The 22368-nt window shown below is 40.7% G+C and carries 26 protein-coding genes; 10 read left to right on the plus strand and 16 right to left on the minus strand.

The window, feature by feature from the left end; genetic code table 11:
* The first annotated feature begins 17 nt into the window (after positions 1-17).
* The 4 genes from LKX84_RS14000 (at position 18) to LKX84_RS14015 (ending at position 4519) form a co-directional block, all read left to right on the plus strand.
* A complete protein-coding gene (locus LKX84_RS14000) occupies positions 18-1028 on the plus strand; it encodes a hypothetical protein (RefSeq protein WP_228237767.1) in 1011 nt (336 codons plus the stop codon).
* 66 nt (positions 1029-1094) lie between these two features.
* Complete coding sequence (locus LKX84_RS14005; protein ID WP_228237768.1) at positions 1095-2063, plus strand: hypothetical protein; 969 nt, start codon at positions 1095-1097, stop codon at positions 2061-2063.
* Between the two features lie 16 nt (positions 2064-2079).
* Positions 2080-3267: a hypothetical protein gene (locus LKX84_RS14010; protein WP_228237769.1), complete on the plus strand. Its 1188-nt coding sequence runs from the start codon at positions 2080-2082 to the stop codon at positions 3265-3267.
* A gap of 4 nt (positions 3268-3271) precedes the next feature.
* Complete coding sequence (locus tag LKX84_RS14015) at positions 3272-4519, plus strand: hypothetical protein (RefSeq protein ID WP_228237770.1); 1248 nt, start codon at positions 3272-3274, stop codon at positions 4517-4519.
* Between the two features lie 162 nt (positions 4520-4681).
* Here the strand turns inward: LKX84_RS14015 and LKX84_RS14020 are convergent, their stop codons facing one another.
* From LKX84_RS14020 to LKX84_RS14065, 11 genes are all read right to left on the minus strand, one after another.
* Complete coding sequence (locus tag LKX84_RS14020; RefSeq protein WP_228237771.1) at positions 4682-5803, minus strand: ABC transporter permease; 1122 nt, start codon at positions 5801-5803, stop codon at positions 4682-4684.
* Between the two features lies 1 nt (position 5804).
* On the minus strand, positions 5805-6911 hold the full coding sequence (locus tag LKX84_RS14025; protein WP_228237772.1) for an ABC transporter permease: 1107 nt from the start codon (positions 6909-6911) through the stop codon (positions 5805-5807).
* Positions 6912-6923: 12 nt separating this feature from the next.
* Positions 6924-7652 carry an ABC transporter ATP-binding protein gene (locus LKX84_RS14030; protein WP_228237773.1) on the minus strand — a complete coding sequence of 243 codons (729 nt, stop codon included), beginning with the start codon at positions 7650-7652 and terminating at the stop codon, positions 6924-6926.
* The gene (locus LKX84_RS14035; RefSeq protein WP_228237774.1) at positions 7649-8554 is read right to left on the minus strand and encodes an ABC transporter ATP-binding protein; all 906 of its coding nucleotides are present in this window, start codon (positions 8552-8554) and stop codon (positions 7649-7651) included. The genes LKX84_RS14030 and LKX84_RS14035 overlap by 4 nt, the downstream gene beginning before the upstream one ends.
* 42 nt (positions 8555-8596) lie before the next feature.
* Positions 8597-9466, minus strand: a complete 870-nt coding sequence (locus tag LKX84_RS14040) for a hypothetical protein (protein WP_228237775.1) — start codon at positions 9464-9466, stop codon at positions 8597-8599.
* Between the two features lie 26 nt (positions 9467-9492).
* On the minus strand, positions 9493-10413 hold the full coding sequence (locus LKX84_RS14045) for an HlyD family secretion protein (RefSeq protein ID WP_228237776.1): 921 nt from the start codon (positions 10411-10413) through the stop codon (positions 9493-9495).
* Positions 10394-11734 carry a TolC family protein gene (locus LKX84_RS14050; protein WP_228237777.1) on the minus strand — a complete coding sequence of 447 codons (1341 nt, stop codon included), beginning with the start codon at positions 11732-11734 and terminating at the stop codon, positions 10394-10396. Before LKX84_RS14050 ends, LKX84_RS14045 begins: the two co-directional genes overlap by 20 nt.
* Positions 11731-12336 (minus strand): TetR/AcrR family transcriptional regulator, encoded by a 606-nt coding sequence (locus LKX84_RS14055; RefSeq protein ID WP_220114668.1) that lies wholly within the window; start codon positions 12334-12336, stop codon positions 11731-11733. Before LKX84_RS14055 ends, LKX84_RS14050 begins: the two co-directional genes overlap by 4 nt.
* A 722-nt stretch (positions 12337-13058) precedes the next feature.
* Entirely contained in the window at positions 13059-13181 is a 123-nt protein-coding gene (locus LKX84_RS17955) for a hypothetical protein (protein ID WP_262909147.1), read from the minus strand.
* A 436-nt stretch (positions 13182-13617) separates the two neighbouring features.
* Positions 13618-13929, minus strand: a complete 312-nt coding sequence (locus tag LKX84_RS14060) for a hypothetical protein (RefSeq protein ID WP_228237778.1) — start codon at positions 13927-13929, stop codon at positions 13618-13620.
* Positions 13930-14012: 83 nt separating this feature from the next.
* Entirely contained in the window at positions 14013-14882 is an 870-nt protein-coding gene (locus LKX84_RS14065; RefSeq protein WP_228237779.1) for an SDR family oxidoreductase, read from the minus strand.
* A 136-nt stretch (positions 14883-15018) separates the two neighbouring features.
* Between LKX84_RS14065 and LKX84_RS14070 the strand changes: the two genes are divergently transcribed.
* Positions 15019-15444, plus strand: a complete 426-nt coding sequence (locus LKX84_RS14070) for a winged helix-turn-helix transcriptional regulator (RefSeq protein ID WP_228237780.1) — start codon at positions 15019-15021, stop codon at positions 15442-15444.
* A 179-nt stretch (positions 15445-15623) separates the two neighbouring features.
* On the opposite strand, the gene LKX84_RS14075 is transcribed toward LKX84_RS14070, so the two are convergent.
* Both LKX84_RS14075 and LKX84_RS14080 read right to left on the minus strand, forming a co-directional pair.
* A complete protein-coding gene (locus LKX84_RS14075; RefSeq protein ID WP_228237781.1) occupies positions 15624-16415 on the minus strand; it encodes an SDR family NAD(P)-dependent oxidoreductase in 792 nt (263 codons plus the stop codon).
* Between the two features lie 41 nt (positions 16416-16456).
* Complete coding sequence (locus tag LKX84_RS14080) at positions 16457-17038, minus strand: TetR/AcrR family transcriptional regulator (RefSeq protein WP_228237782.1); 582 nt, start codon at positions 17036-17038, stop codon at positions 16457-16459.
* 173 nt (positions 17039-17211) lie between these two features.
* On the opposite strand from LKX84_RS14080, the gene LKX84_RS14085 reads away from it, so the two are divergent.
* A complete protein-coding gene (locus tag LKX84_RS14085) occupies positions 17212-17730 on the plus strand; it encodes a GNAT family N-acetyltransferase (RefSeq protein WP_228237783.1) in 519 nt (172 codons plus the stop codon).
* A 158-nt stretch (positions 17731-17888) separates the two neighbouring features.
* Here LKX84_RS14085 and LKX84_RS14090 read toward each other — a convergent pair whose 3' ends face one another.
* From LKX84_RS14090 to LKX84_RS14100, 3 genes are read right to left on the minus strand one after another with little or no spacing between them, the layout of a single operon-like run.
* Positions 17889-18515 carry a class I SAM-dependent methyltransferase gene (locus tag LKX84_RS14090; RefSeq protein WP_228237784.1) on the minus strand — a complete coding sequence of 209 codons (627 nt, stop codon included), beginning with the start codon at positions 18513-18515 and terminating at the stop codon, positions 17889-17891.
* A gap of 13 nt (positions 18516-18528) precedes the next feature.
* A complete protein-coding gene (locus LKX84_RS14095; protein WP_228237785.1) occupies positions 18529-18774 on the minus strand; it encodes a hypothetical protein in 246 nt (81 codons plus the stop codon).
* Between the two features lie 12 nt (positions 18775-18786).
* Positions 18787-19695, minus strand: a complete 909-nt coding sequence (locus LKX84_RS14100) for an NAD(P)/FAD-dependent oxidoreductase (protein WP_228237786.1) — start codon at positions 19693-19695, stop codon at positions 18787-18789.
* 129 nt (positions 19696-19824) lie between these two features.
* On the opposite strand from LKX84_RS14100, the gene LKX84_RS14105 reads away from it, so the two are divergent.
* The 4 genes from LKX84_RS14105 to LKX84_RS14120 all read left to right on the plus strand — a co-directional run bounded on the left by LKX84_RS14105 (position 19825) and on the right by LKX84_RS14120 (position 22313).
* On the plus strand, positions 19825-20205 hold the full coding sequence (locus LKX84_RS14105) for a Fur family transcriptional regulator (RefSeq protein ID WP_228237787.1): 381 nt from the start codon (positions 19825-19827) through the stop codon (positions 20203-20205).
* A 182-nt stretch (positions 20206-20387) separates the two neighbouring features.
* Positions 20388-20945: a TetR/AcrR family transcriptional regulator gene (locus LKX84_RS14110; RefSeq protein WP_228237788.1), complete on the plus strand. Its 558-nt coding sequence runs from the start codon at positions 20388-20390 to the stop codon at positions 20943-20945.
* A gap of 19 nt (positions 20946-20964) precedes the next feature.
* The gene (locus tag LKX84_RS14115; RefSeq protein ID WP_228237789.1) at positions 20965-21840 is read left to right on the plus strand and encodes an alpha/beta fold hydrolase; all 876 of its coding nucleotides are present in this window, start codon (positions 20965-20967) and stop codon (positions 21838-21840) included.
* A 104-nt stretch (positions 21841-21944) separates the two neighbouring features.
* Positions 21945-22313: a nuclear transport factor 2 family protein gene (locus LKX84_RS14120; RefSeq protein ID WP_228237790.1), complete on the plus strand. Its 369-nt coding sequence runs from the start codon at positions 21945-21947 to the stop codon at positions 22311-22313.
* Positions 22314-22368: the final 55 nt, after the last annotated feature.

The following is a 22368-nucleotide window of genomic DNA, read 5'->3' on the forward strand; positions in this document are numbered from 1 at the left end:
CATTCATATTGAAGAAAATGATACATAAGATAAGTTTGGGGGTTTTGATGGCTATCTTGGGGTTGCTTGAATTAGAGGCACAGGCCTCAACTGCCAACAATCTGATTGTGTTCGATCCACCTTCCGAAAAGTTTGCTCCCATTCAACTACAGGCCCATAAGGGCCTTCCTCGGTTTGGGGCATTTAACAGCCATATGGTTAAGAATACGGGTGCCACACCCGCGATGAGACCCGCACGGGGAAATGATGGGGCTCATGTGATGGAACAGAACAAAAAGGAAAGAAACGGTCTCTTGAATTTTTCCATTTTGGTGGGGTTGAAATATTTGGAGCCCTTTATGAGTGACCTGGACCGCGGGCGTTTGACCGTGGTCAGTTCCAATACATCACAGGAACAACGGAATTCCGCATATCTACAGCAGTTTTTACGGACCCAAGTAGGTCCGAACCTTTGTTTGGACAACACCTGCAACCAAACCAATCAAGGAAAGAACGAGTTTGAGAGGCTCCGCAATTATACCTCTTTTGTTGAGGTATGTTTGGAGCCACTTCAAAGGTGGAGCCAAGCGTTTTTCAAAAATGATGAAATGATAGGATACCATGTATCCACACTTCATGTTGGAAGGGGGTATGACTTTGACAAATTAGGGTATTGGGTAGGACATTATCTTAATCTGAACGATGTTTTTACCCCAAAGCAAGGTGGTGCCAAAAGAGTGGTCTTTGAGCCTGTTGCGGCCTATGAGCATGAGCTGTTGAAGAAAATCAATGGAAAGAACAATCTTCAATTTTTTCTCAAAATCGACGAACAGACCGCCGAACGGTTCTTGAAGGAAGGCATCAACCGTTTGTATTTGGTGAAAAAGATAAAATTGAAACGTTCGGGCAAACCGATGGCCTTTCCTTATGACCCTGTGGAGTTCAACTATTCCCATGTGGACAGCGATGTGGAAGTTTATGAGGACGAAGCCCTTACAAAACATTTTATGACGCTTTCCCTTGCCAACCTCACGTTAAAAACCAATTGATCTATGAAGAATTTGCTTTTTGTAATCATAATAATTGTATGCCAAGGAGTAGGGTGGGGCCAACCAATGGAAAAGGTTTTTGATCCACCCAGTGCCGATTTTATTTCCCTATCGTTACAGACCTACAAAGGGAAGCTCCGCTTTGGGGTACAGGATGAATATTTTGTGAAGGCCGATGGCACCTATATAAGCTCTAGGGAAGAAGGGTATTTTGAAATGGACAAACGGTCCAGCCACCATATGGCCAGTAAGCACGCCTTTATGGAGCTTTTGAAGATGAGGTTTAAGAAAGACATGTTTGCGGTAATGGACAAAGATCTTTTTACCGAACGAAAGCAAAATATGTATGAGGAAGAGTTGAAATCCCTTACCGCCCAGCAGCATGTACTGGCCTTGGCAAATGCATTGTGCAATACACAACAGTTGATTCGGTTTTTCTGCAACCCAAAAGAAGAGGATTGTGTTTCCGGGTTTCCCCAAGAAGGGTATTACAACGAACCAAGGAACCAAAGGCCATGGGGAGGCAGGGGAGCTTCGGAGTTCCAGAAATTGCGTGCGTACACCGCTTTTGTGAAGGAGAAATTTCCAATGGTGGAAAAGTGGGGAAAATCCCTTTATCCTGACAATACCTTGGAGGGATACTATGTGGCACGGACCAATTTGGGCACCTACGATTTTAAGGAGGGGGGTTATTGGTTCAATACCCATCAGTTTTACAACACAGGCTTTTTGTTACATTGGTATGGACTCCAACCGTCCAACTCCGCCGAAAGAAATTTGATGCATCCCAATGGCACCTCCATTCTCTTCAAAATGCCGCCAGGGGAGGCAGAGCACTTTTCTGAAAAGCACCAATACCTCTATTTGGTGTTGGATGTGACCGGCTACCTGAATGGAGTGGAAAATTATCGCGCAGACCAGCTCAAGACCACCTTCAGTTTGAACAGTCCCATCATAGAACTGTACGCGGATGATGGCCTTACCCAAAAAGTGGGGGAAATAGACATCAATACCATGGTGTCCAAAACCAGATAAAATCTAAGCTATGAAAATGAAAGATATAAAAACCAAATCCATATTGCTTGTTGCGGTTCTTGGTCTGTTGGCGCCAATCTCGGTCCAAGGACAGTTTTTAAAAAAACTGAAAAAGAATGTGGAGGATAAAATCGTAAATAAGGCCAGTGAAAAAACCGATGAGTTGTTGAATGGGGAAGGGGAAAAGACATCGGCCCCAGAAAAAGAGAAACCAAGTCCTAAACCTGGGCCTGCATCAACAAACAAAACATCCCCAAACAACATACCGATAGGAAATCAAACCCAGAAAGAATCACCTGAAATTAAGGACGATAATATCATCACCTATAAGGCCCCCAACAAGGATTTTATGGATGTGGTCATACAATCGCACAAGGGACTTCCCCGATATGGAGATGTTTATTATCATAGGGGGGTTACGGCCCCGACCCATAGCAAAGCCTATCGGGCACTCTTGGAACTTAAATTTATGGAAGACCTTTTCAAGGATATGGACCGGTCAAAACTCACTTCATACAATTATGCGGACAATGACCTTAAGGCAAAGAACTCCAATAAGGCCCAACATCATTTGTTGATGCTCGCAAAGGATGTTTTTTCGGATGAAAACATGCAAGAATACTTTTGTGACCCCGAAGCAAAGGCTCCCTGTAATTTTACCAATGCCGTGGGTGAACGAACCATTGTGCCCAGCTGGGGAGGGACACGGAACAATGAATTTGCCCAAAATCGTAGTTATTCAAAGTTTATCAAAAATCATTATGAGGCACTTCGGGATTGGAGTGAAACATTCTATGAAAATGGAAGCCAAGTCGCCTACTTCGTGGCTAGGGGAGCGGTAGCTGAAAAATATGATTTTAAGGATAAAGGCTATTGGATCGGCAACATATTCTCTATAGGCGGGGACTTTATACTTCATAATTCCAATTTTTTGGCCTACACTGAGAATGAAAAAACCTTAAAGAACACATCAAAAAGGGTTTTTTTGTCCGTAGACCCAACAGAGGCCAAAGAATTTAACCTTCAATCCAGATCACCCGTGTTTGTGGTGTTCAAGGTGAAGGTAACACCTCATATTACAAATACTACCCATGTGGATTGGGAGTTTGAGTTGGAAAGTACAGCAATGGAGTTTTATAAGGATGCCCCCCTAACCAAAAAGATGGGGGAAGTGGATATGAGGACCGCTAAATTTAAAGATTGATCAAATGAAATGTAATCGTACGAAACAAGTTTTATGGATTGTAGGAGTATTGCTGATGACATTGCCTCAGGACATGAACGGTCAGTTTTTAAAAAAATTGAAGCAGCAGGCCGAGGAAAAAATCATTAAAAAGGCCGATAAGAAAGTGGGTGATATTTTGGATGGGAAACAAGATTCGGCCAATGGAGCGAATACGCAAACTGAGACCAAAACACTACCCGAGGCCCAAAAAACAGAACAAAAGGCTTCACAACAAAATACCGTCATAGCTTACAATGAGGATGATTACCTGGTTTATAAATCCCCTGACCCAGCCTTTAAGGATATTGTGGTCCAGAAATTCAAGGGCCTTCCCCGATTTGGGGCCATAGATTCCTATATGATGCAGGACAATCCCAAAAAAGTGGACCTTTCCAAGGAAGCCGGTGAAAAAAGGAATCTGACAGGTACGGGGTATGCAGGGTTTGCCCACTTGGTGCGCATCCATAGTTTAAAGGAGCATTTTAAGGTGATGGACAGGACTGCTCTAACGCAGCAGACAAAAGGAAAGATCATTGAGGAAGAAGCAAAGTCGAGCTTGGCCCAAAAAGTATTGAAGGAATTTGCATTTGATATGGGAACCGATGCCCTAAAAAAGGAATATTTTATGAACGATTGGAGCGGAACCGGTAAGAGTGCCTTGGTCCGTGAATGGGGAGGTCACCAAGCGGACGATTTTACGGAGAATGAGCGGTATGTATCTTTTGTGGAGAAGTATCTGGATATCATTTTAAAATGGAGCGAAAGCTTTTTTAGCGATGAAACCGAGGATTTTCAATTGGTCCAAGCCATAAAGTTCCAAGGCCAATATGATTTTGACAAAGGAGGTTTTTGGATACGGTTACCTATCAAAAGACCCCCATTGGGGGTTTCCTCAGTGGAATATTTTGGTGAGTTTCTACCTAATACGCCATATGGACAACAGTTTTACAACAAGACCGAACAAGTGGATTACATCAATGGGGATGTATTGTTCAAAATGGGCCCCGATAAAGCCGAAGCCTTGATTAATGACAAAACTGTGCTGCTACAGATGACCATGAAGGTTAGGTCTGTTTTCAATGGATTTGACACAGCCAACCCATTTGTCTATAGCGCCAATTATACTTACCATTTTCTCGATCCGATTATAGAATTATACGCAGATGCCAAATTGACAAAGAAGATAGGGGAGATTAATTTGAACAAGTTGGAATATAAAGAGCCCAACTAAATTTAATTAATTGCGTGAAAGTGGGATGACCCAAAAAACGGTCACACAGGATCCCATAAAGTGCATCTTTAGAACTGCTTGGATAGAACTCCTTGAACCATGACAAAAGCCCTCGAAGGAATTTGGATTCCGATCGTCGCAATGGATGGTTTTGTGTGTTCATCAACTGATTTTTTTATAGCTCCATACGGCCATGGTATTCATGATCACGGCATAGAGGGTTGTTTTGAGAAGCTGGGGCAAAATATCGGTAAGACCGGAGCCTTTGAGCATGACCATACGCATAATCTCAACAAAGTACTTGATAGGGTTGAGTTCAGTCAAGAACTGGGCCCATTTGGGCATGCTCTCGATAGGGGTGAAAAGACCGCTCATCAGGATGAAAATGACCACAAAAAACCAAGCGATGAACATCGCCTGCTGTTGGGTATCCGTAAAATTGGAGATGAACAGACCCATCCCCAAAATCACCAGTATGTAAATGGAGGTGTAAAAGTACATGAGCGTCAGACTTCCCAGCATAGGGACAGCGAAAATGAGCTTGGCCAATACCAACCCAATGGTCAAAAGCCCCATGCCGATGACCCAAAAAGGAAAAAGCTTCCCAATGATAAAGTGGTGCTTTTTAATTGGGGTGACATTGATTTGTTCCAAGGTGCCTATTTCTTTTTCCCGGACAATGTTCATGCCCGAAAGGAACAAGGTAATCATGGTCACCAACAGCACTAGGATCCCGGGAACCATAAAGGTTTTATAGTTCAAGGTTTTGTTGTACCAAAATAGTGGGATGCCCTCGATGAGAACCGGTTGCACCGTATTATTGGACAACTGAACCATGTCAACAGCCAGATTCTTGTTGAATGTTTTGATTATCTGGGTGATATAGACATTTTCAACTCCTGCGGCAGCTCCGTCGATGGCATTGATGGTCACCCCAAGATCGATATTTTTGTCCTTCCACAAATCCCGTTCAAAGTGCTCGGGGATGGTCAATACCACATCGACCTCCCCTTGTAACATGGCCAGGTCGCTTTCTTTTGGATGGGGGAATACCTGGGAAACATCAAAAAAGGTGGATGCACGGAACTTATCTATCAGGGCGCGGGAGGTATGGGTGCGATCATTGTCAACATATCCAAAGGAAATGTTGTTGATCTCATAGGTGGCCGCATTGGAAAGAATGACCAATTGCAGTAGCGGCAGTATGAAAATGATGGGCAACATGCCCTTGTTCCGAAAGATCTGCCTGAATTCTTTGTTTATGATATATAGGATTACCCGCATGCTATTCCAATCTTATTTTATATTTTCTTACACTAAGTCCAATGAAAAGAAGGGTCATCCCCAAGAGGACCAAGGTTTCTTTCCAAACCATGCTGATGCCCACACCTTTGAGCATGATTCCCTTGACAATGATGATGAACCATTTTGCCGGTACGATATTGCTGATGACCTGAAGGGGAACGGGCATGCTGGAAATCGGAAAAATGAAGCCCGATAATAGGATCACTGGTAACATCAGTCCCATCAAGGAGATCATCATGGCCGTTTGCTGGGTGGCCGAAATAGTGGAGATCAATATCCCCAGTGCCAAGGAGGTAACAATGAACAGCACACTTTCCAGACCCAACAGGAACAGACTGCCATTGACGGGGACATGGAAGACAAAAATGCTCAGTAGGACAATGATCGCAGCATTGATGATGGAGAGAAAGATGTAGGGAAACACCTTTCCAATAATTACCTGAAAGGGGTTCAAAGGGGATACCAATAAAATTTCCATGGTACCCAATTCCTTTTCCCGGGTAATGGAGATCGAGGTCATCATGGCAGATACCAGCATGAGGATGACGGTCATGACCCCCGGTACGAACATATAAACACTTTTCAGTTCCATGTTGAAGACCATCTTGGATTGCGGTATGATCTGATAATCCAGCATTATGGACCGGTTTTGTTCCTCTTGGTAATGGGAAAGGATGGAATTGATATAGTTACTGATGGTGTTGGCCATATTGGGGTCGGTCGCATCCGTCACAATTTGAACCTTGGCAGAGTGTTCCTTGACCAGTTTCTTACTGAATTCCTTTTCAAAATAGAGCACGGCCTTTATCTTCCCTTTTTTAAAGACTTCCTCAATCTCCGCCTCCTCCTTTATGTATTGAAGGATACTGAAATATTCCGATGCGGAGATTTTTGAGATAATCTCTTTGGTAGAGGTATCCTGGGACTGATCTAAAATGGCAATGTCAACATTGTTGATTTCATTGGTGATGGCAAAACCAAAAAGCATGATCTGCGCCACGGGCATCCCGAATAGGATGAACAGGGATCTTCTGTCCCTGAAAATGTGGTAAAATTCTTTTTGTACGAACCCGACAAAACGTTTCATATGGTAACCTGTTTAAGTTCTAGCCAATTTTAAAAACACATCGTTCATGGAGTCCGAACCAAAATGGGCCTTTAGGTTTTTTGGGGTGTCCAGGGCCTCGATAGTGCCGTCCACCATAATGGATACCCTATCGCAGTATTCTGCCTCATCCATGTAATGGGTCGTAACAAAAATGGTCGTGCCATTGTTGGCCGCCTTATAGATCATTTCCCAAAACTGTCTTCGGGTAATGGGATCCACCCCTCCTGTGGGTTCGTCCAAGAAAACAATTTTTGGGTCGTGCAATAGGGATACCGAAAATGCAATTTTCTGTTTCCAGCCCAACGGTAAGGATCCTACCAGGCTATGGACCACTTTCTCCAGGCCCAACTCCTCAATGAGCAGATTCGATTTTAGGGAGATATTATTCTTGGACAACCCATAAATACCCCCAAAAAAGCGGATATTCTCTTTGACGGTAAGATCATCGTACAGGGCAAATTTTTGGCTCATGTACCCGATGCTCTTCTTGATGCTTTCTGTTTGGGTGTATACATCGAACCCAGCAACATTGGCCGAACCCGAACTGGGTGCGGAAATACCTATCAGCATTTTCATGGCAGTGGTCTTGCCAGCGCCATTGGCTCCCAAAAAACCAAAGATCTCCCCTTTCCTGACATGAAAATTGATGTTGTTCACTGCGATAAAATCACCGAAAACCTTGGTGAGCCCCTCTACTTTTATTACTGTTTCTTCCTTCATTGTTTTGCCAATTCCATAAATGTGTCCTCAATCGTTGCCTTGGTCCTTTCGATATGTATGTTCTGTAGCCCTTCTTTTTTCAAATAGGCCCTGAGTTCCAAAGGGTCGAACCCATCCCGTTGATCCGTATAGTGGATATATTCCCCAAAGGGAAATACACTGTGTTTATGGGCGTAGGCATTCAATTTTTCAATCAATAGATACGTGTTGTGGGCCCCAACGTCAAAAATGGGCTTGGGATAGTGCTCAACAATGGCCTTTGGAGTGTCAATCTCAAGAATCCTTCCATCTTGAATGAGTGCGATTCGATCACAAAGTGCGGCCTCATCCATATAGGGGGTCGACACGAGAATGGTTATTCCCTTGTCCTGTAATCTTTTGAGCATTTCCCAGAATTCCTTTCTTGATACGGGATCCACACCCGTTGTGGGTTCGTCCAGGAACAGTACCTTGGGTTTATGGATCAAAGCGCAGGAAAGTGCTAATTTTTGCTTCATGCCACCGGACAATTTGCCCGCCCTTCGATTTTTGAAGGGTTCTATTTGAACATAGATGTCCCGGATCAAATCGTAATTCTCCGCGATGGTCGTCCCGAAAATAGTGGCGAAAAAGCGAAGATTTTCCTCAACCGTGAGATCTTGGTACAATGAAAATCTCCCGGGCATGTATCCGACCTGCTTTCTAATGGCCTTAAAATCGGCAATGATATCGTACCCTGCAACGGATGCCGATCCTTGGTCGGGCAGGAGCAAGGTGGTCAGGATTCGAAAAAGGGTGGTCTTTCCAGCACCATCCGGACCGATCAGCCCGAACAATTCCCCTTGATGGACCTGAATGGAAATGTCGTCCAAGGCGTTGACCTTTCCGTAGGATTTGCTGATATGATCTATGCGAATGGACATGGGTATGGGTTGCTATTGTTTTGGTTTCCTAAATCTGGACAGCTATTCAAAAAATTCATAGTAGCCATTTAAATGCTGTTCAATATCATGTACCCTTTGAACCCCTGATGTCTCACTGTCGGTATTTTGCAGGGCTTCGATTTTTTCGATCAATGGATGGAGCCAGACATGCAAATTGTCATGGGAAGGGCCGGTCATGGTACATTCCTTTACAATGATATTTTTAAGTTCGTTGAGGTCATCCCCCAATGCTTGGTACGCTGATACGGAACCGCCGTTGAAGCCGTTTAGGGCAGTGAGCATCTTGGATACCCCTAGAGTGGTCTCTACATTCGCCAGCCATTTGGATCCATGGTCCAGTTGGATTTCATCGGTCCATGCATCGTGGACCACCGATACGTTTGGGGAGACTTCTTCTACCTGGACTTGACCTGGGTTGCTTTGGGAATCTGAGCTTTGCCTGTTCGGATTATTTTTGCAGGAATGGAGGATAATGGTTGTTGCACCCAACAGCACTGCCAAGCCTCTCCAACCCCTGGTCTGTAGATTTGATTTTTTGAACGAACCCCATTGGATGAGTAAGAATACCAGTGCCCAAATGATGGCCCGGATTTCCATGGCCCTAATGCTTTCTTTGGCCACATGGTTTGTAAACAATACGAGGAAGATCAGGACGGAGATATGGGACAACAATAGCAGGAGTACAGAACTTGAGGTCGACCTAGATCGATTCCAAATAAGGTAAGCTACCAGTAATGACAGGGCACCTAGCACGATATTATAGACCAACAGTCCCTTTAGGACAACATGGCCTGCTTCGTGGATGCCGAGAAGTACCAAAGTTCCCATTATCAAGGAAACGGCGCCCAACAGGAATACTAGGATCATTGCAATAAAATGTTGTAGTTTCATAGGATGTCTTTTATGGGTTAAATACATTAGTTCGCAATCCACATTTCGGCGGGCATGCCAATTTTAAGGCTTCCATCATTTTTGACCTTTATCTTCACAGCGTACACCAAGTTCACCCGTTCTTCCTTGGTCTGTATGATCTTGGGCGTGAACTCCGCAGATGCGGATATCCAGGATACCGTGCCTTCATACGATCTCATTGAATCCACATCATCGATCTTGACCGTGACCGATTGACCGATCTTGATGTTGGGTAGTTGTGCTTCACTGATATATACCCTGAGTTCCATTTCATCAAGGTTGGCCATTTTGAACAAGGGCCTTCCGAAGACAGCGACTTCACCAGGTTCGGCATATTTGACCAATACCGTACCGTCCAATGGACTTTTCACGATACTTTTTGCAATTTGGTCCTCAATCTGCTCGATCTGGACCTCAATGCCTTTGACTTCATTGATAATGGGGGTGTTCTGGGTTTCGACACTCTTGATCTGTTGCTGTAGGATTCGTACCTTGCCCTGGATGTCGTCCAATTGCTTTTGGGTGGCCGCATTCTCCTTGATCAAGCTTTCAATGCGCTTCTTGTCGTTTTGGGCTACCTGCAATTCCTCTTGTAACACGTCTCGCTGGGAGAGCACGTTTGTTGATTTTGAGTAAATGGTTTGTTTTGCGGCTTTCAATTGATCGCGTTTCAGCGATAATTGGATGGTGTCGATGACCCCGACAACTTCATTTTTTTCAAGGAGGTTTCCTTCCACCACATCCAGAAATTGAATTTTACCGTTGGCTTCGGCGGAGACGGTGGTCTCCGTTGCCTCAAAGTTTCCATAGCCATCAGCGAGATCCCCTCCACCATTACAGGATGTAAGGGAAACGACCAGGGTGAAAATGGACAATATTGTTAGGGCTTTTTTGGTCATAGGGGCCTTAGTTGCTGCTCTTTTCATAAGTACCTTGCGTAATTTGATATTGAATCTGGTTCAGTAGTTTTTGGGTTTTATGGAGGGCAAGGTTGCTCTTGGCCTCATATAAATTTGTAAACTCGGTGATATATGCCGAGGAGGTTATCACACCGTTTTTTAGTTGGGATTCTGCCGTCTTGACCATTTTTTCAAACCGAGGGATGATCTGTTCATCATATCGGATGAGCTCCTCCATTTTGTCAATTTCGGATTGCAGGTTGACCAGTTCCAAGTCATTGTTCAATTCAAAGGTTTCTTTTTGGGAATCGACAATATTTCGGTCAATCTGTAAAGACTGTCGTTCTTTTCGGTTTTTATCCCAATCAAAAACATTCCAATTAAGTTTTACACCGGTCATGAAAAAGGAGTTGAAGGTATTGTCCAGCATGTTGAGTCCTGGATTCCCATACCCGCCCTGTGCAAAAGCACTGATCTTTGGAAGTTTGGACCTTTCCAAAAGATCCGATGACAGATCGACTTGGGATTTTTGTAGCTCAAAAAGCAAAAGTTCCGGTCTTTGGGATGTCTGGTCGGGAACCACGGGAAAAACCTCCGGACGCTGTAATACAACCTGTGGTTGCAGGTCGGTGCCTATCATAATGGAGAGTTGCTGAAGCAAATCCAATTTGGACATTGAAAGTTCTGTGTTTCGCTGTTGGATTTTGATGAGTTCGACCTCCAATGCATCCGCTGATGAGGAAAGCAAGGTGCCATATTTTACACCGGCCCTGACCTCTTCAAGCCTTGCAGTCAATTGGGATTCCTTTGCACGCAACAAATCTTGGTTTTCCTGTAACAAAAGCAAGGAGAAATACAAATGGTTAACACGGTTTTTCAGCCCATATAAAGAAATCTCAACTTCCTGTTGCCCAATGGCGGCCTTGGTCTCCTTAGCTTTGATCGAAGCATCGATCAGACCTCCATGGTAAATCAATTGGTTGGCATCCAATGTCGTGTGGTATTGATCTTTATTTGGGGGGTCAATGGTAACATTCATCAATTGCCCCCCAAGACTTGTTACTTCGGATTGGTAGGTGGCCTGGCCATTGAGATCCAATTTGGGCAAGCGGTCCTTCTTGATCGCATCAATATCCAGTCCCAACTGTTCGGTCAACAGCGATGTTTGCTTGGCCAACGGATAATTTATATGGACCAGTCTCAAACATTTGTCCAAGGATATCGTTTCTTGGGCCTGGATTATAAATGGGAATGAAAGGAGGACCACTAACAGGAATGAATCCTTGTTTAGAGGAGGCAATACCAGCTTCCATGATACATGTTGTATGCTGTCGATCAGATGCTTCATTGTACTTTGATTGTATTAATGATCATTTCAGGAATCAATTTTTTTCGTTCCTCCATGAGGGTTTTAAAGGCTATTTCATCCAGGTCTAGAATACCTATGACCAAGCCTTTGCCTACAAATGGAAATGCGGTCAGGGAAATAAGGTTCAAAACCAATTGTTTGGGATCAATGGGCCTAATATTTCCATGTTCGATCTCCCGAGCTATTTGTTCTTCAAATTTGGATGGGTCAGGAGTCACATGATTCCTGAAAAATGTTTCACCAAACTGCGGGTTGATGTTCATTTCTTGGATAATAAAAGTTGGTAAATATGGGTTATCGACCACAAAGGTGATATAGCCGTCCACAAACTCCCTGATTTTTTCAAAAACAGGTTTGTCCGAATTGAAAATGGAGTTCAGAAAAGGAGCCAATTCTCCAAAAGCCTGTAGAAAAACTGCTCCAAACAGTTTCTCCTTGCTTCGAAAATAATAGTGGAGCATAGCCTTATTTATGTTGGCCTCATCAGCTATTTCCTGCATGCGTGCTGCGGCAAGACCCTTTTTATAAAACACGGTCTTCGCGGCTTGTAATATTGCTTTTTCAGTATCTGTATGTATCATAAACCATATATTAACCAACAAATTTAACCAAATGGTTAATACCATTTATAATTATTAACTTATTTTTAAAATTGAAGTATTTGAGAGAGGTATAAAACAGCTTTAAATATGAACTGTTATGTTAGGAGATGGTTGGGGATTACAGACTTTGAAATAAAGGGAACTCTTTCTTATGAGATACTGAGAATCGGTTGCCTTGGATTTTATTTTCGAATAAGCATATTGCTTCAATCAAAAATCACTTATTCAATTAACTTATTGATGATTAATGATATCTATGATTTTTTAGTTGCAGACAACCAAAATATATGATGTAGTAGGTTAAATTGATGTCTTCCTTGATTCCCAGAAACCGGTTGTTCGGCAATTTTCAAGAATCTACCTCAGCCATAAGGTGGACATATAAATTGAGTGAAGAACAAAGAGCGACTATGAAAATGATAATGTGGAATCAACAATATGGGTAAGTTATTGATTTATATTATGCAGTCATTTGAAATTCCGATATACCACGGTTTATTTAAATAAATGGAAGGTTGCGATGAAAAAATGGCTTTATCCCTTGATGATTACTATAAATCAAGCTTGAATTCAAAATCTATGTAGAATTTATTTTGTTCTGAGAAGCCTACAATAATTGAAGGCCAATCAATATCCGATCGGCCTTCAATTTTTTACATTAAGAATTTAGTATTTATACTTTTAAAAGGAAAACAAATGCATTAAGTTTTTCTGGATTTTCGCTTTTTCATTTTTTTCTCCTCAAGTTTTTTTTGGATTTTTTCTTGCTTCTTTGCCTTTAGGTCAGCTTTTGAAGCTTTTGGTTTAGCAATATTCTTTGCCATTTTTATTTAATTTAAAAATTGAAAAATTCTTTTTGAACACTGTATCCTGAGCAGACCTTTTTTTGCGAGTAAGCCAACCAATTTGAAAATTATTCAAATAGGCGGCGTGGAAATAACAAAAAGGAACAGGTGTTTAAGCACACTCGCAAGTGCTTAGGAAGTCGGAAAGATGATCTTCAATTTTCTATTGATACTAACCTTAATCATTTTTAAATAAAATTGCTAGGCAGATAGAGTGAAGATACACCTTATTTTCAGTATAACAAAGAGGGATATGGTGCATCTTGGTCCCATATGTAAACAACTTTTAAAATGGATAATTTTTGTTCAATGGCTCAGTTTGGGTATCAAATTTTATTAAATTCGTTAGTGTAAGCATATCGATTCGGTCAAAAGTTACCTATTCGGTTACCTTATTTTGAAAAATTAAAGTAACTTATTGATAATAAGGGGTGTATAGAATTGTTTTTGGTTCTTCAATGATAGTACCCGTTTGCTTTTCCAGTTTTATGGGATTACCGTCTTTAGCAAAAGCATTGCTAATGTCACCAACGTTTTTTCCTTTCGGATGGTGTTTAAGTTCATTTACCACATCGGGTATAGGCCACCACATTACAGCTATCATTACGACCTCCGCATACTGACATCTTGGTTTGTTCTGGCCATTGCCAATGGTCCAAGCTCGTTGATGATGGGCATAAAGATTCAATGCCCCTTGAATTGGAAAGGATAACAGGGTAGCCTGCATGTACCAATTTCTTTGCTAGTACTTTATCTGGCCCGATGATTCCTATTGCCATGCGTTTTTAACGGTTAAGATTTGTGATGATTCTAAACTAGAGTTGGTTCCATGAGCTCTTTGAAAGTTTTGGTCTTTCTACCTAATAATCGCTCTAAGTCACCTGATTGATGTTCGAATTCACCTCCTTCAATGGCCACTACCCAACCTGTTATAAATTCGGCAACATGACGAGGGACCCCTTGGCCAACTATGCCATCCATATATTCTTCGGCTGTTATGGTATTAAAAGACACAGATTGTCCTTTTAGTCCCGAAAGAATCTTTGCTATTTCAGAAAACGAAATAGTATGTGATCCCCCTAATGAATAGGTTTTATTTTCATGGCCGGGGGTAGAAAGTATTTCAGCGTGGGCTTCTGCCAATTCATCTCTTGTCGCAGGTACCATTTTTCCATTGTTGGCTGGAACGTTTATCCCATTTTCATAAGGATTGGGACCATAGTAGGCAGATAGAAGATCGGCAAAAGGTGGATGATATAAAATGGTATAATCAAGCCCTGAGGATTTGAGCACTTGTTCCGTAAAAAGGTCCGATTCCGTGACTTCGGACATAATACGTCCGAAACCTTCTTTGCGCATAATGGACATATAGACCACGTGCTTTACGCCCATTTGCCGGGCAGCGGTAATAACATTATAGTGTTGGGTAAATCGGTCTGTAAAAGCTATTGCACTAGTTAGCATTATTTTGTCAACACCTTCAAATGCACGTAGTAAGGAATTGTAGTCAAGATAATCACCTTCACGTATTTCCACGCCTTTAGCTGCTAAGTCTTTCAGTTTTTCTTTATTCCGAGCAAGTCCGATAACTTGACTTGCAGGAACATTTTTCTTTAACAAATGTTCAATTGTACTTTTTCCAACCACGCCTGTGGCACCCGTAACTAAAATTTTTGTCATGATGTAATATCTTTTTACTTTAAATAATTAATTTTGCTTTCAATGTGCAAGTGATAAATTAATTTGAATACTTGCAAAATACAAGTACAAAAGTATATAATTACTTTCAATATGCAAGTAAAAAATATCAAAATTCATGAAAGCAACTGAAATGCGTTCCGATTGCCCTATAAGTTCGTCATTGGATATTTTCGGAGACAAATGGTCGTTATTGATCGTTAGGGATTTAATGTTACATAAATCCCGTACTTATGGGGATTTCACAAAATCTGCGGAAAAAATAGCAACGAATATATTGGCGAATAGGTTACAGCTATTAGAGGATAACGGAATGATCATCAAATTACCTTACCCGGGTAATAAGGTAAAAGGTCTGTATAGGTTGAGCCCAAAAGGTGTTGATTTAATACCCGCTTTAATTGAAATTGCGTTATGGGGAGGGAAGAATATCCCTGACACCGATGACAGTTCGCCCTTCCTCCAGGAAGTAAAAAGGAACAAAACAAAGTTCCTCAAAAAGATTATGGATAATCTATTGGAGGAGGGGACGAATATCGGCTAGGCCCGCGATACTGCGAAACACTTCCCTGAAATTATCAAGAAGTTTTTACCAAAAGATTTTTTCCGATTAACGGTTTGTAATCAAGTAATTTCCAGAGCACATTCTTAACTAAGAATAGGGTCATAGGGGGATTTTAAGAATCAGATTACAATAATTTGCTGATGTTTTCCGAGTACATCTCAAATGGTTTTTAATGCTCCGGAATCTGCTCTTAAAGATGCTCCGTTTGTCGCAAGGGATAAAGGACTGGATATGTATGATACTAAATGCGCTATTTCACTTGGATCAATAAATCGCTGTAATAGCATATGAGGATTTGATTGTTGTAAAATTGCGGTTTTCATTTCTTCAATATCCAAGTCTTGAGCCCTTGCAATTTGTTCAATTACTTCTGCAACCCCATGGGAATAGGTTGGTCCACCCAAAATAGTGTTTACGGTAACCTCTGTTCCTTTGGTCAACTTGGAAAGTCCATTGGCAATGGCTGACATTGCAGATTTTGTCATTCCGTAATGGATCATGTTTTCAGGTATATTTACTCCTGATTCACTACTAATAAAAATAATTCGTCCCCATTCTTTATTCAGCATCTTGGGCAATAGTTGGCGAGATAATCTGACACAGCTCATTACATTTATTTCAAAGTATTGGTACCAATCTTCGTCTACTACACTCCCAAAGTCCTTTACACTAAAGATTCCAACATTGTTGACCAAAATGTCAATGTCTTCAAGTTGCGTTAGAAGTTCTTCGACTTCCTCTTTCTTAGAAAAGTCTGCCGATAGTGCTGATATGTTTGCATTGGGGAATTGCTCTCGTAGTTTTTCTTTTGCCTTTTCCGTTCTTTGTTTGTGTCTCCCGTTTATGGTCACATCAGCCCCTTCTTTTAATAATTGTTGTGCAATGGCAAAGCCAATGCCTTGTGTCGATCCACTAATAAATGCTCTTTTACCTTTTAATTTTAAATCCATTTTATTTTTGTAATGATTGTTAAAAAAATAATCAAATTTTTTTAGTTGATTATTTGTAGCTGTAATTCAATTTGCTGTTCCAAAATTTCTTGATTTGGGTAAATACGCCGTAATGAGTTGATTCCGCACCAAAGGCTTATTAGATATTTCCCTAATGTAGTTGCCGGTATTTTTGATTTAATAGTTCCTTTTTTTTGTTCTTCTAGAATGGTAGCCGTATACAGCTTTTCTGTTTCTTTTAAAATTTCTATCGCTTCATTCTCCAATTCATCGTCAATAAAAGTCATTTCAATGATGGTATTGGCCACAATGCAACCCCTTAAATGGGACCTATGGTCAGCATTCACTATGGTGCGAAAGTGATTTTTGATCAACTCCATGGGATTGTCGCTATTTTCCAATTGAAGACTGAACTCCTTTAAATCCTCTCTTCGCTGTTGGAGTGATTTTTTGAAAAGTTCCTTTTTTCCTCCTTTGAACGTGTTATAAAGGCTCCCGGCCCCCGCACCGGTTGCTTTGCTTAACTCAGAGAGGGAAGTGGCATTAAACCCTTTTTCCCAAAATAATTCTTGGGCCTTTAGGATTACGTCCTTGTCTTGATGAATATTGGGTCTTCCTTTCATTTTGTAATATTCATTACAAAACTAATAAAATATCTAAAAGATAACTCCAAACGTTTCTTTATATTTATCCGGAAGTGCTTGCTATTTGAAAGTACTGGCTGCCAGGATGCACAAAACACTTGGTTTCTTAACCGCCCCCAATACAATGTAAACATGCCAATTAATAGAAAGTTATGGAAATAAAGAACTGTGATATAAATGATATAGATGAAATATTCAATCTGTATAAAATGGCACGAGATTTTCAAAAAACAAAGTTTAGCATGCATTGGCCCGAGTTTGATGGAAATCTCATTAGAACAGAAATTTCTGAAAATAGACAATGGAAATTATTGATTGATAACCAGATTGCTTGTATTTGGGCGATAACTTTTGATGACGCGCAAATATGGGAAGAACGAAATAATAATTCTTCCATTTACCTTCATCGTATTGCGACCAATCCAAATTTTAGGGGGCAAAATTTCGTTAGGAAGATTCTGGAATGGGCAAAAAAATACGCCATGGAGAATGACAAAAAATATATCCGCATGGATACCGTTGGAAACAACCCTGGACTCATAAACTATTACGAAAAATGTGGTTTTGATTTTTTGGGATTCGTGCAATTAAAAAATACAAATGGACTGCCGGCGCCTTATAAAAACTCCAGTATAGGTTTATTTCAAGCAACAATAGATTCAAGAAGATGAGGAATTATAAATGACAGGAAGGCTATGATAATTGTGGGTTTTCGATACATTCAATCATTAAATAGGGGAGTGGCTTTTCATGCTATATCATGAAGGGTTGTAAGCCCATCAAGCTTTAGGCGAACACTATATTAGTATTCAAATGATTTTTTTACCAATCACTTTTTGCAGATAATATACCAAAACCGTTGTGAGGGGTGGTCTCCCAAATTCCTTATGGGTTCCCTAATTTCCTTGGCCTCCACTAGGCCATAATTGCCAAAATCCAATCGAATTGACTCCGAATCATAAAAAAATAGGGTAACACCATAATTCTTTTTGAATGTGTCTTTGCCTATTTCTTCCCCTTCACCATATCTAAAATCCTTTTTCGAGATGGATACAAAAACCATATAGCCGCCGGGTCTCAGTTGGTTATAGCAATCCTTTATCAACTTGGTTCGTTCTTTGGGGTTCAATAAATGGATCAAAGAATAGCTGAATATTCCATCATATACTTCTTGATCAAACGGCATTGAACTGGTAGGTCCATGATGTATTTTTATATGTTCTGCCAAATGCTCGTTTGCCATTGCAATTGCAGTTTCGGAAATCTCAATTCCAGCTACCTCAAATCCATTGTCAATAAAAATCTTGGCATTTCTTCCATAACCAAACCCCGGTACCAAGATTTTATTTAAACCGTTTTCCTTAAATAAAGCTACAGTTTCAATTGCTGAATCCGCTGGTTTCCATCCCCACATTTCTTGCTTGTCCCGAAAACTTGATTCCCAAAATTCTGTCATAGTTACCCTTAGATTATTTGCAAATTTTGTCTTTCAAAACTTCACATTTAAAACCTGATCCCTTTACGATTGCTATAATTTCATCAGAATTGACTACATCTCCTTCCATTCTTAAAATTGTATGTCCACAAGGAAATGATAAAGCTGTCTCATTAAGGTCAAAGTTGACTTTTAAATCAGTATTTTCTACTAGGATTCTACTTGAAACCCTGTCCGCCTGAGTTTTGTTTGGAATATCAGTTATAAATACCTCGATCATTGGGTCATTGGATTAAAATTGTTCACTTGTTAACTCCCCATTCACAACTGCTCCCGTTACATTACCACTGTAAACGGCATTGGCAATAGAACGCATCATATTTGTATTATCACCACAGGCATAGATACTTGGTATGGTAGTTTTTTGAAAATCATCAACTTTTATATAGCCATGTTCGGTAAGTTGACAACCAAGGGAAACTGGAATATCTGAATGTTGTACAAAAGGAACCGCAGCATATGCAGCATCAAAGGATATTTTAGTGGTGTCGTCAAAAATTATATTCCGTAGATGTCCGTTCTTGTGTTCAAATTCGGAAATTTTTGTTTCTATAATTTTTACACCGTGCGTGTTTAGTTTATCAAGTTGTTCTGAAGTAAAGTCAGCCTTTTCCGAGGTCAAAATCGTAATGTTGTCTGTTAGGTTTTTGACCAATGAAGCAAGGTGGAGTGCTTTTGCCCCGTTTGCAATAATGGCCGTGTTTTGGTTGCGGTATTCATAACCATGACAATATGGGCAATGGATAATAGAAATACCCCAACATTCTGCAAATCCCCTTATGTCTGGCACCATGTCTTTTATCCCTGTTGCAAAAATCAATTTTTTGGCATTGAATTTATTCCCTGTGTTTGTTGTGATTTCAAATCCATTTTCACTTTTCCTCCCACTACTGGCAATCCCATTATAAAATTTAACCGTACCATATTTTTCAACTTGATGCTTGGCAAGCATTGAAATCTCTTTTGGTGTTTTTCCGTCCTGTGTTAAAAAGTTGTGCGAATGCGGTGTGCGTTCATTGCAAGGCATGCCGCTGTCAATTAGTAAAACATGGCGCAAGGAACGTCCCAAAGCCATTGCAGCTGAAAGACCTGCATAGCTCCCGCCAACTATGATCGCATCAAAATTGTTCGTATCCGTCATCTTATTTTATTTAGTAAGCCTAATAGATTCACTTCCTATCCATCAAATATTATCGCAACAAGGTCGCATTATGAATTTTTCAAATGTAGTATTGTTTTTGTAATATTGCAATAGAGTCGCAATAAAAATATGAAGCGTAGAAATACACACTCCACAGCGGAGATTTTTGAAGTTCTCAAATCGTCTGGAAATGCACTGAGCCACGATATGATACAAGAAAATATTGGTTCCGATATCGACAGGGCCACCATTTACAGAGTACTGAATAGATTCTGTGAGGATGGAAAAGTGCACAAGGTCATTGGGGATGATGGAAAACAATATTTTGCAATTTGCCACAATTGCAGTGGGAAGAATCAAGTGCATTCCCATAATCATATTCACTTCAGATGTTTGCACTGCGGTAAGGTCGAGTGTTTGGAAAGGGATTTGGCCGTACCGTTACCTGAAGGCTATGTTGCCAAAGTTCATAATCTTGTCATTTCCGGTTTTTGTAACAGCTGTTCTTAAGATCACCTTCTTTTTTCGTAAAGCGTTCCGTGTATTCTCCCATGCATCAATCTCCTAGAACCTTGTGAATGGCGTTTAAATTACCGAAAAGATATTTTCGGTTGTGGAATACATCAAACTACTAATAAATTTAATTTTAGTAATATGTCACATATTTGAGACATATTTCATAAATTTGGGTCATGGAAAGCACTAGAGCGAAAATTATAACTGCCGCAGTGAGATGTTTTAGGGACAACCCGTCGGATACCTTGGAGAAGGTTGCCGAAGAAGCTGGGGTTTCCCGTAGAACGCTGCACCGCTATTTTGAAAATCGTGAGGACTTGATCGAATCGTGCAAAAACGAGATGTTGGTCAGTTGTAACAAGGCTATGATACTAGCTTATGAAAGTGATCCGGGTCCCATTATAAAAATAAGGAACATGCTTTTTGCCGCTATTGAGCAAGGGGCCAATTATGCATTCGTTAAAAGAATCTACGAACGTAGTAACTTCTCTGATTTGGAGATGAAAAAAGAGTTTGAATCCGATGATGTCAAATCAAAATGGTTTAACCTTATCAAGGAACTTCAAAAGGCTGAACGCATCAATCCAGAACTGACCATCCCCTGGATTTTTAATTTGTTCGGATCGATTATTGAGACTGCAATCTATGCATTCGAATCCGGGGATGTCGCCAAGAACGATAGTAGGAATTTTGCTTGGATCTCCTTTAAGGGAGCCATCGGACTGAAAGAATAAAACCCATAAACATATCATTATGAATCCATACACAACAGAAAATCTTATAAAACAAATGCCAGGTTTTTCCAGTCGCTTTCAAAAAGTCAATGGCATAAACATCCACCATGTCACGGGAGGAAGCGGCAATCCATTGATATTGTTACCGGGTTGGCCCCAGACCTGGTGGTCATACCACCATATTATGCCCTTTTTGGCCGAAAAATATAGTGTAATTGCGGTCGATCTGCGTGGAATGGGTGATAGTGATAAACCTGAAGAAGGATATTCCAAGAAGAATATGGCCGATGATATAATGGAATTGATAGCTGCTTTGGGATACGATAGGGTCCATATGGCAGGACATGACATTGGAGCCAATGTAGCCTATTCGTTTGCCGTCAATCATCCAGAAAGCATTGATAAACTGATTCTTCTGGATACGCCTCCCCCTGATGAAAATATGTATCGGCTACCCATGTTGCCCGTTGGGACTCCCGTGTACCCTTGGTGGGTGGCTTTTAACCAGTTGAACGAGCTCCCCGCCCAGCTACTGGAAGGACGTTTTGGGTTGTTGTTGGACCACCTGTTTGAAAAGTTACTCATCAATAAAAAGGGCATCAGTGATTTTGACCGCTCCGTCTACCTTCAACACTATAACCATAAGGAAAATATAAGAGCGGCCAATGCCTGGTACCAAACCTTTGGTCAAGATATTGCAGAACATAAAAGCTCTTCTAAAATTAAAAATCCAACAATGGGAATTGCATCATCCGGTAATTATGATATTCTGTATAATTTTCTGTCCAATAATGCTCATGAACATGAAATGATGGAAATTAAGGATTGCGGTCATTTTCTTCAAGAGGAGAGACCCGAACAAATTATAAGGGCAATCTCGGATTTCTTGAATTAGAGTAACAATCAATCAATTGAATTTTTTGTCTGTTGAAATTTTCATGATATTCTATTATTTCAAAACGCAGATTGATATTAATAATATAAATGCAGAATACTACTATGACAGATACTAATAAAATAATTCTACAGAAAGCAAATGAAGCGGTTTCCAAAGGGGATTATGAAGCATTCCTTCAATACTGCACCGATGATACCAAATGGATATTTGTAGGTGACCAGATTCTAAATGGAAAGGAAGCGGTTCGAAAATGGATGTTTAATGAATATATAGAACCTCCACAAAATGATGTTGAAAATTTGATTGCCGAGAACGATTACCTTACGGCAATCGGTAAAATCGCGGTAATGACCGAAAACGGAGAAAGCATTACATACTCTTACTGTGATATATGGAAGTTTCGTGATGGAAAAATGGCCGAGCTCATGGCCTTTGTAATCGAACACGAGGATTTGAAAGACCATAAATAATAAAAGAGACTTTAAAGTAAGTGTCGGTCTACTCAAAGGGGGAAATTATTGGTAT

Origin of the sequence: Allomuricauda sp. M10 (assembly GCF_020782875.1) — a bacterium.
GTDB lineage: Bacteria > Bacteroidota > Bacteroidia > Flavobacteriales > Flavobacteriaceae > Flagellimonas.

Excerpts from the sequence above, each read along its gene's own strand:
- LKX84_RS14000 (WP_228237767.1), top strand. The coding sequence starts at position 18 with ATGATACATAAGATAAGTTTGGGGGTTTTGATGGCTATCTTGGGGTTG.
- LKX84_RS14005 (WP_228237768.1), top strand. The coding sequence starts at position 1,095 with ATGGAAAAGGTTTTTGATCCACCCAGTGCCGATTTTATTTCCCTATCG.
- LKX84_RS14010 (WP_228237769.1), top strand. The coding sequence starts at position 2,080 with ATGAAAGATATAAAAACCAAATCCATATTGCTTGTTGCGGTTCTTGGT.
- LKX84_RS14015 (WP_228237770.1), top strand. The coding sequence starts at position 3,272 with ATGAAATGTAATCGTACGAAACAAGTTTTATGGATTGTAGGAGTATTG.
- LKX84_RS14020 (WP_228237771.1), bottom strand. The coding sequence starts at position 5,803 with ATGCGGGTAATCCTATATATCATAAACAAAGAATTCAGGCAGATCTTT.
- LKX84_RS14025 (WP_228237772.1), bottom strand. The coding sequence starts at position 6,911 with ATGAAACGTTTTGTCGGGTTCGTACAAAAAGAATTTTACCACATTTTC.
- LKX84_RS14030 (WP_228237773.1), bottom strand. The coding sequence starts at position 7,652 with ATGAAGGAAGAAACAGTAATAAAAGTAGAGGGGCTCACCAAGGTTTTC.
- LKX84_RS14035 (WP_228237774.1), bottom strand. The coding sequence starts at position 8,554 with ATGTCCATTCGCATAGATCATATCAGCAAATCCTACGGAAAGGTCAAC.
- LKX84_RS14040 (WP_228237775.1), bottom strand. The coding sequence starts at position 9,466 with ATGAAACTACAACATTTTATTGCAATGATCCTAGTATTCCTGTTGGGC.
- LKX84_RS14045 (WP_228237776.1), bottom strand. The coding sequence starts at position 10,413 with ATGAAAAGAGCAGCAACTAAGGCCCCTATGACCAAAAAAGCCCTAACA.
- LKX84_RS14050 (WP_228237777.1), bottom strand. The coding sequence starts at position 11,734 with ATGAAGCATCTGATCGACAGCATACAACATGTATCATGGAAGCTGGTA.
- LKX84_RS14055 (WP_220114668.1), bottom strand. The coding sequence starts at position 12,336 with ATGATACATACAGATACTGAAAAAGCAATATTACAAGCCGCGAAGACC.
- LKX84_RS17955 (WP_262909147.1), bottom strand. The coding sequence starts at position 13,181 with ATGGCAAAGAATATTGCTAAACCAAAAGCTTCAAAAGCTGACCTAAAG.
- LKX84_RS14060 (WP_228237778.1), bottom strand. The coding sequence starts at position 13,929 with ATGCAGGCTACCCTGTTATCCTTTCCAATTCAAGGGGCATTGAATCTT.
- LKX84_RS14065 (WP_228237779.1), bottom strand. The coding sequence starts at position 14,882 with ATGACAAAAATTTTAGTTACGGGTGCCACAGGCGTGGTTGGAAAAAGT.
- LKX84_RS14070 (WP_228237780.1), top strand. The coding sequence starts at position 15,019 with ATGAAAGCAACTGAAATGCGTTCCGATTGCCCTATAAGTTCGTCATTG.
- LKX84_RS14075 (WP_228237781.1), bottom strand. The coding sequence starts at position 16,415 with ATGGATTTAAAATTAAAAGGTAAAAGAGCATTTATTAGTGGATCGACA.
- LKX84_RS14080 (WP_228237782.1), bottom strand. The coding sequence starts at position 17,038 with ATGAAAGGAAGACCCAATATTCATCAAGACAAGGACGTAATCCTAAAG.
- LKX84_RS14085 (WP_228237783.1), top strand. The coding sequence starts at position 17,212 with ATGGAAATAAAGAACTGTGATATAAATGATATAGATGAAATATTCAAT.
- LKX84_RS14090 (WP_228237784.1), bottom strand. The coding sequence starts at position 18,515 with ATGACAGAATTTTGGGAATCAAGTTTTCGGGACAAGCAAGAAATGTGG.
- LKX84_RS14095 (WP_228237785.1), bottom strand. The coding sequence starts at position 18,774 with ATGATCGAGGTATTTATAACTGATATTCCAAACAAAACTCAGGCGGAC.
- LKX84_RS14100 (WP_228237786.1), bottom strand. The coding sequence starts at position 19,695 with ATGACGGATACGAACAATTTTGATGCGATCATAGTTGGCGGGAGCTAT.
- LKX84_RS14105 (WP_228237787.1), top strand. The coding sequence starts at position 19,825 with ATGAAGCGTAGAAATACACACTCCACAGCGGAGATTTTTGAAGTTCTC.
- LKX84_RS14110 (WP_228237788.1), top strand. The coding sequence starts at position 20,388 with ATGGAAAGCACTAGAGCGAAAATTATAACTGCCGCAGTGAGATGTTTT.
- LKX84_RS14115 (WP_228237789.1), top strand. The coding sequence starts at position 20,965 with ATGAATCCATACACAACAGAAAATCTTATAAAACAAATGCCAGGTTTT.
- LKX84_RS14120 (WP_228237790.1), top strand. The coding sequence starts at position 21,945 with ATGACAGATACTAATAAAATAATTCTACAGAAAGCAAATGAAGCGGTT.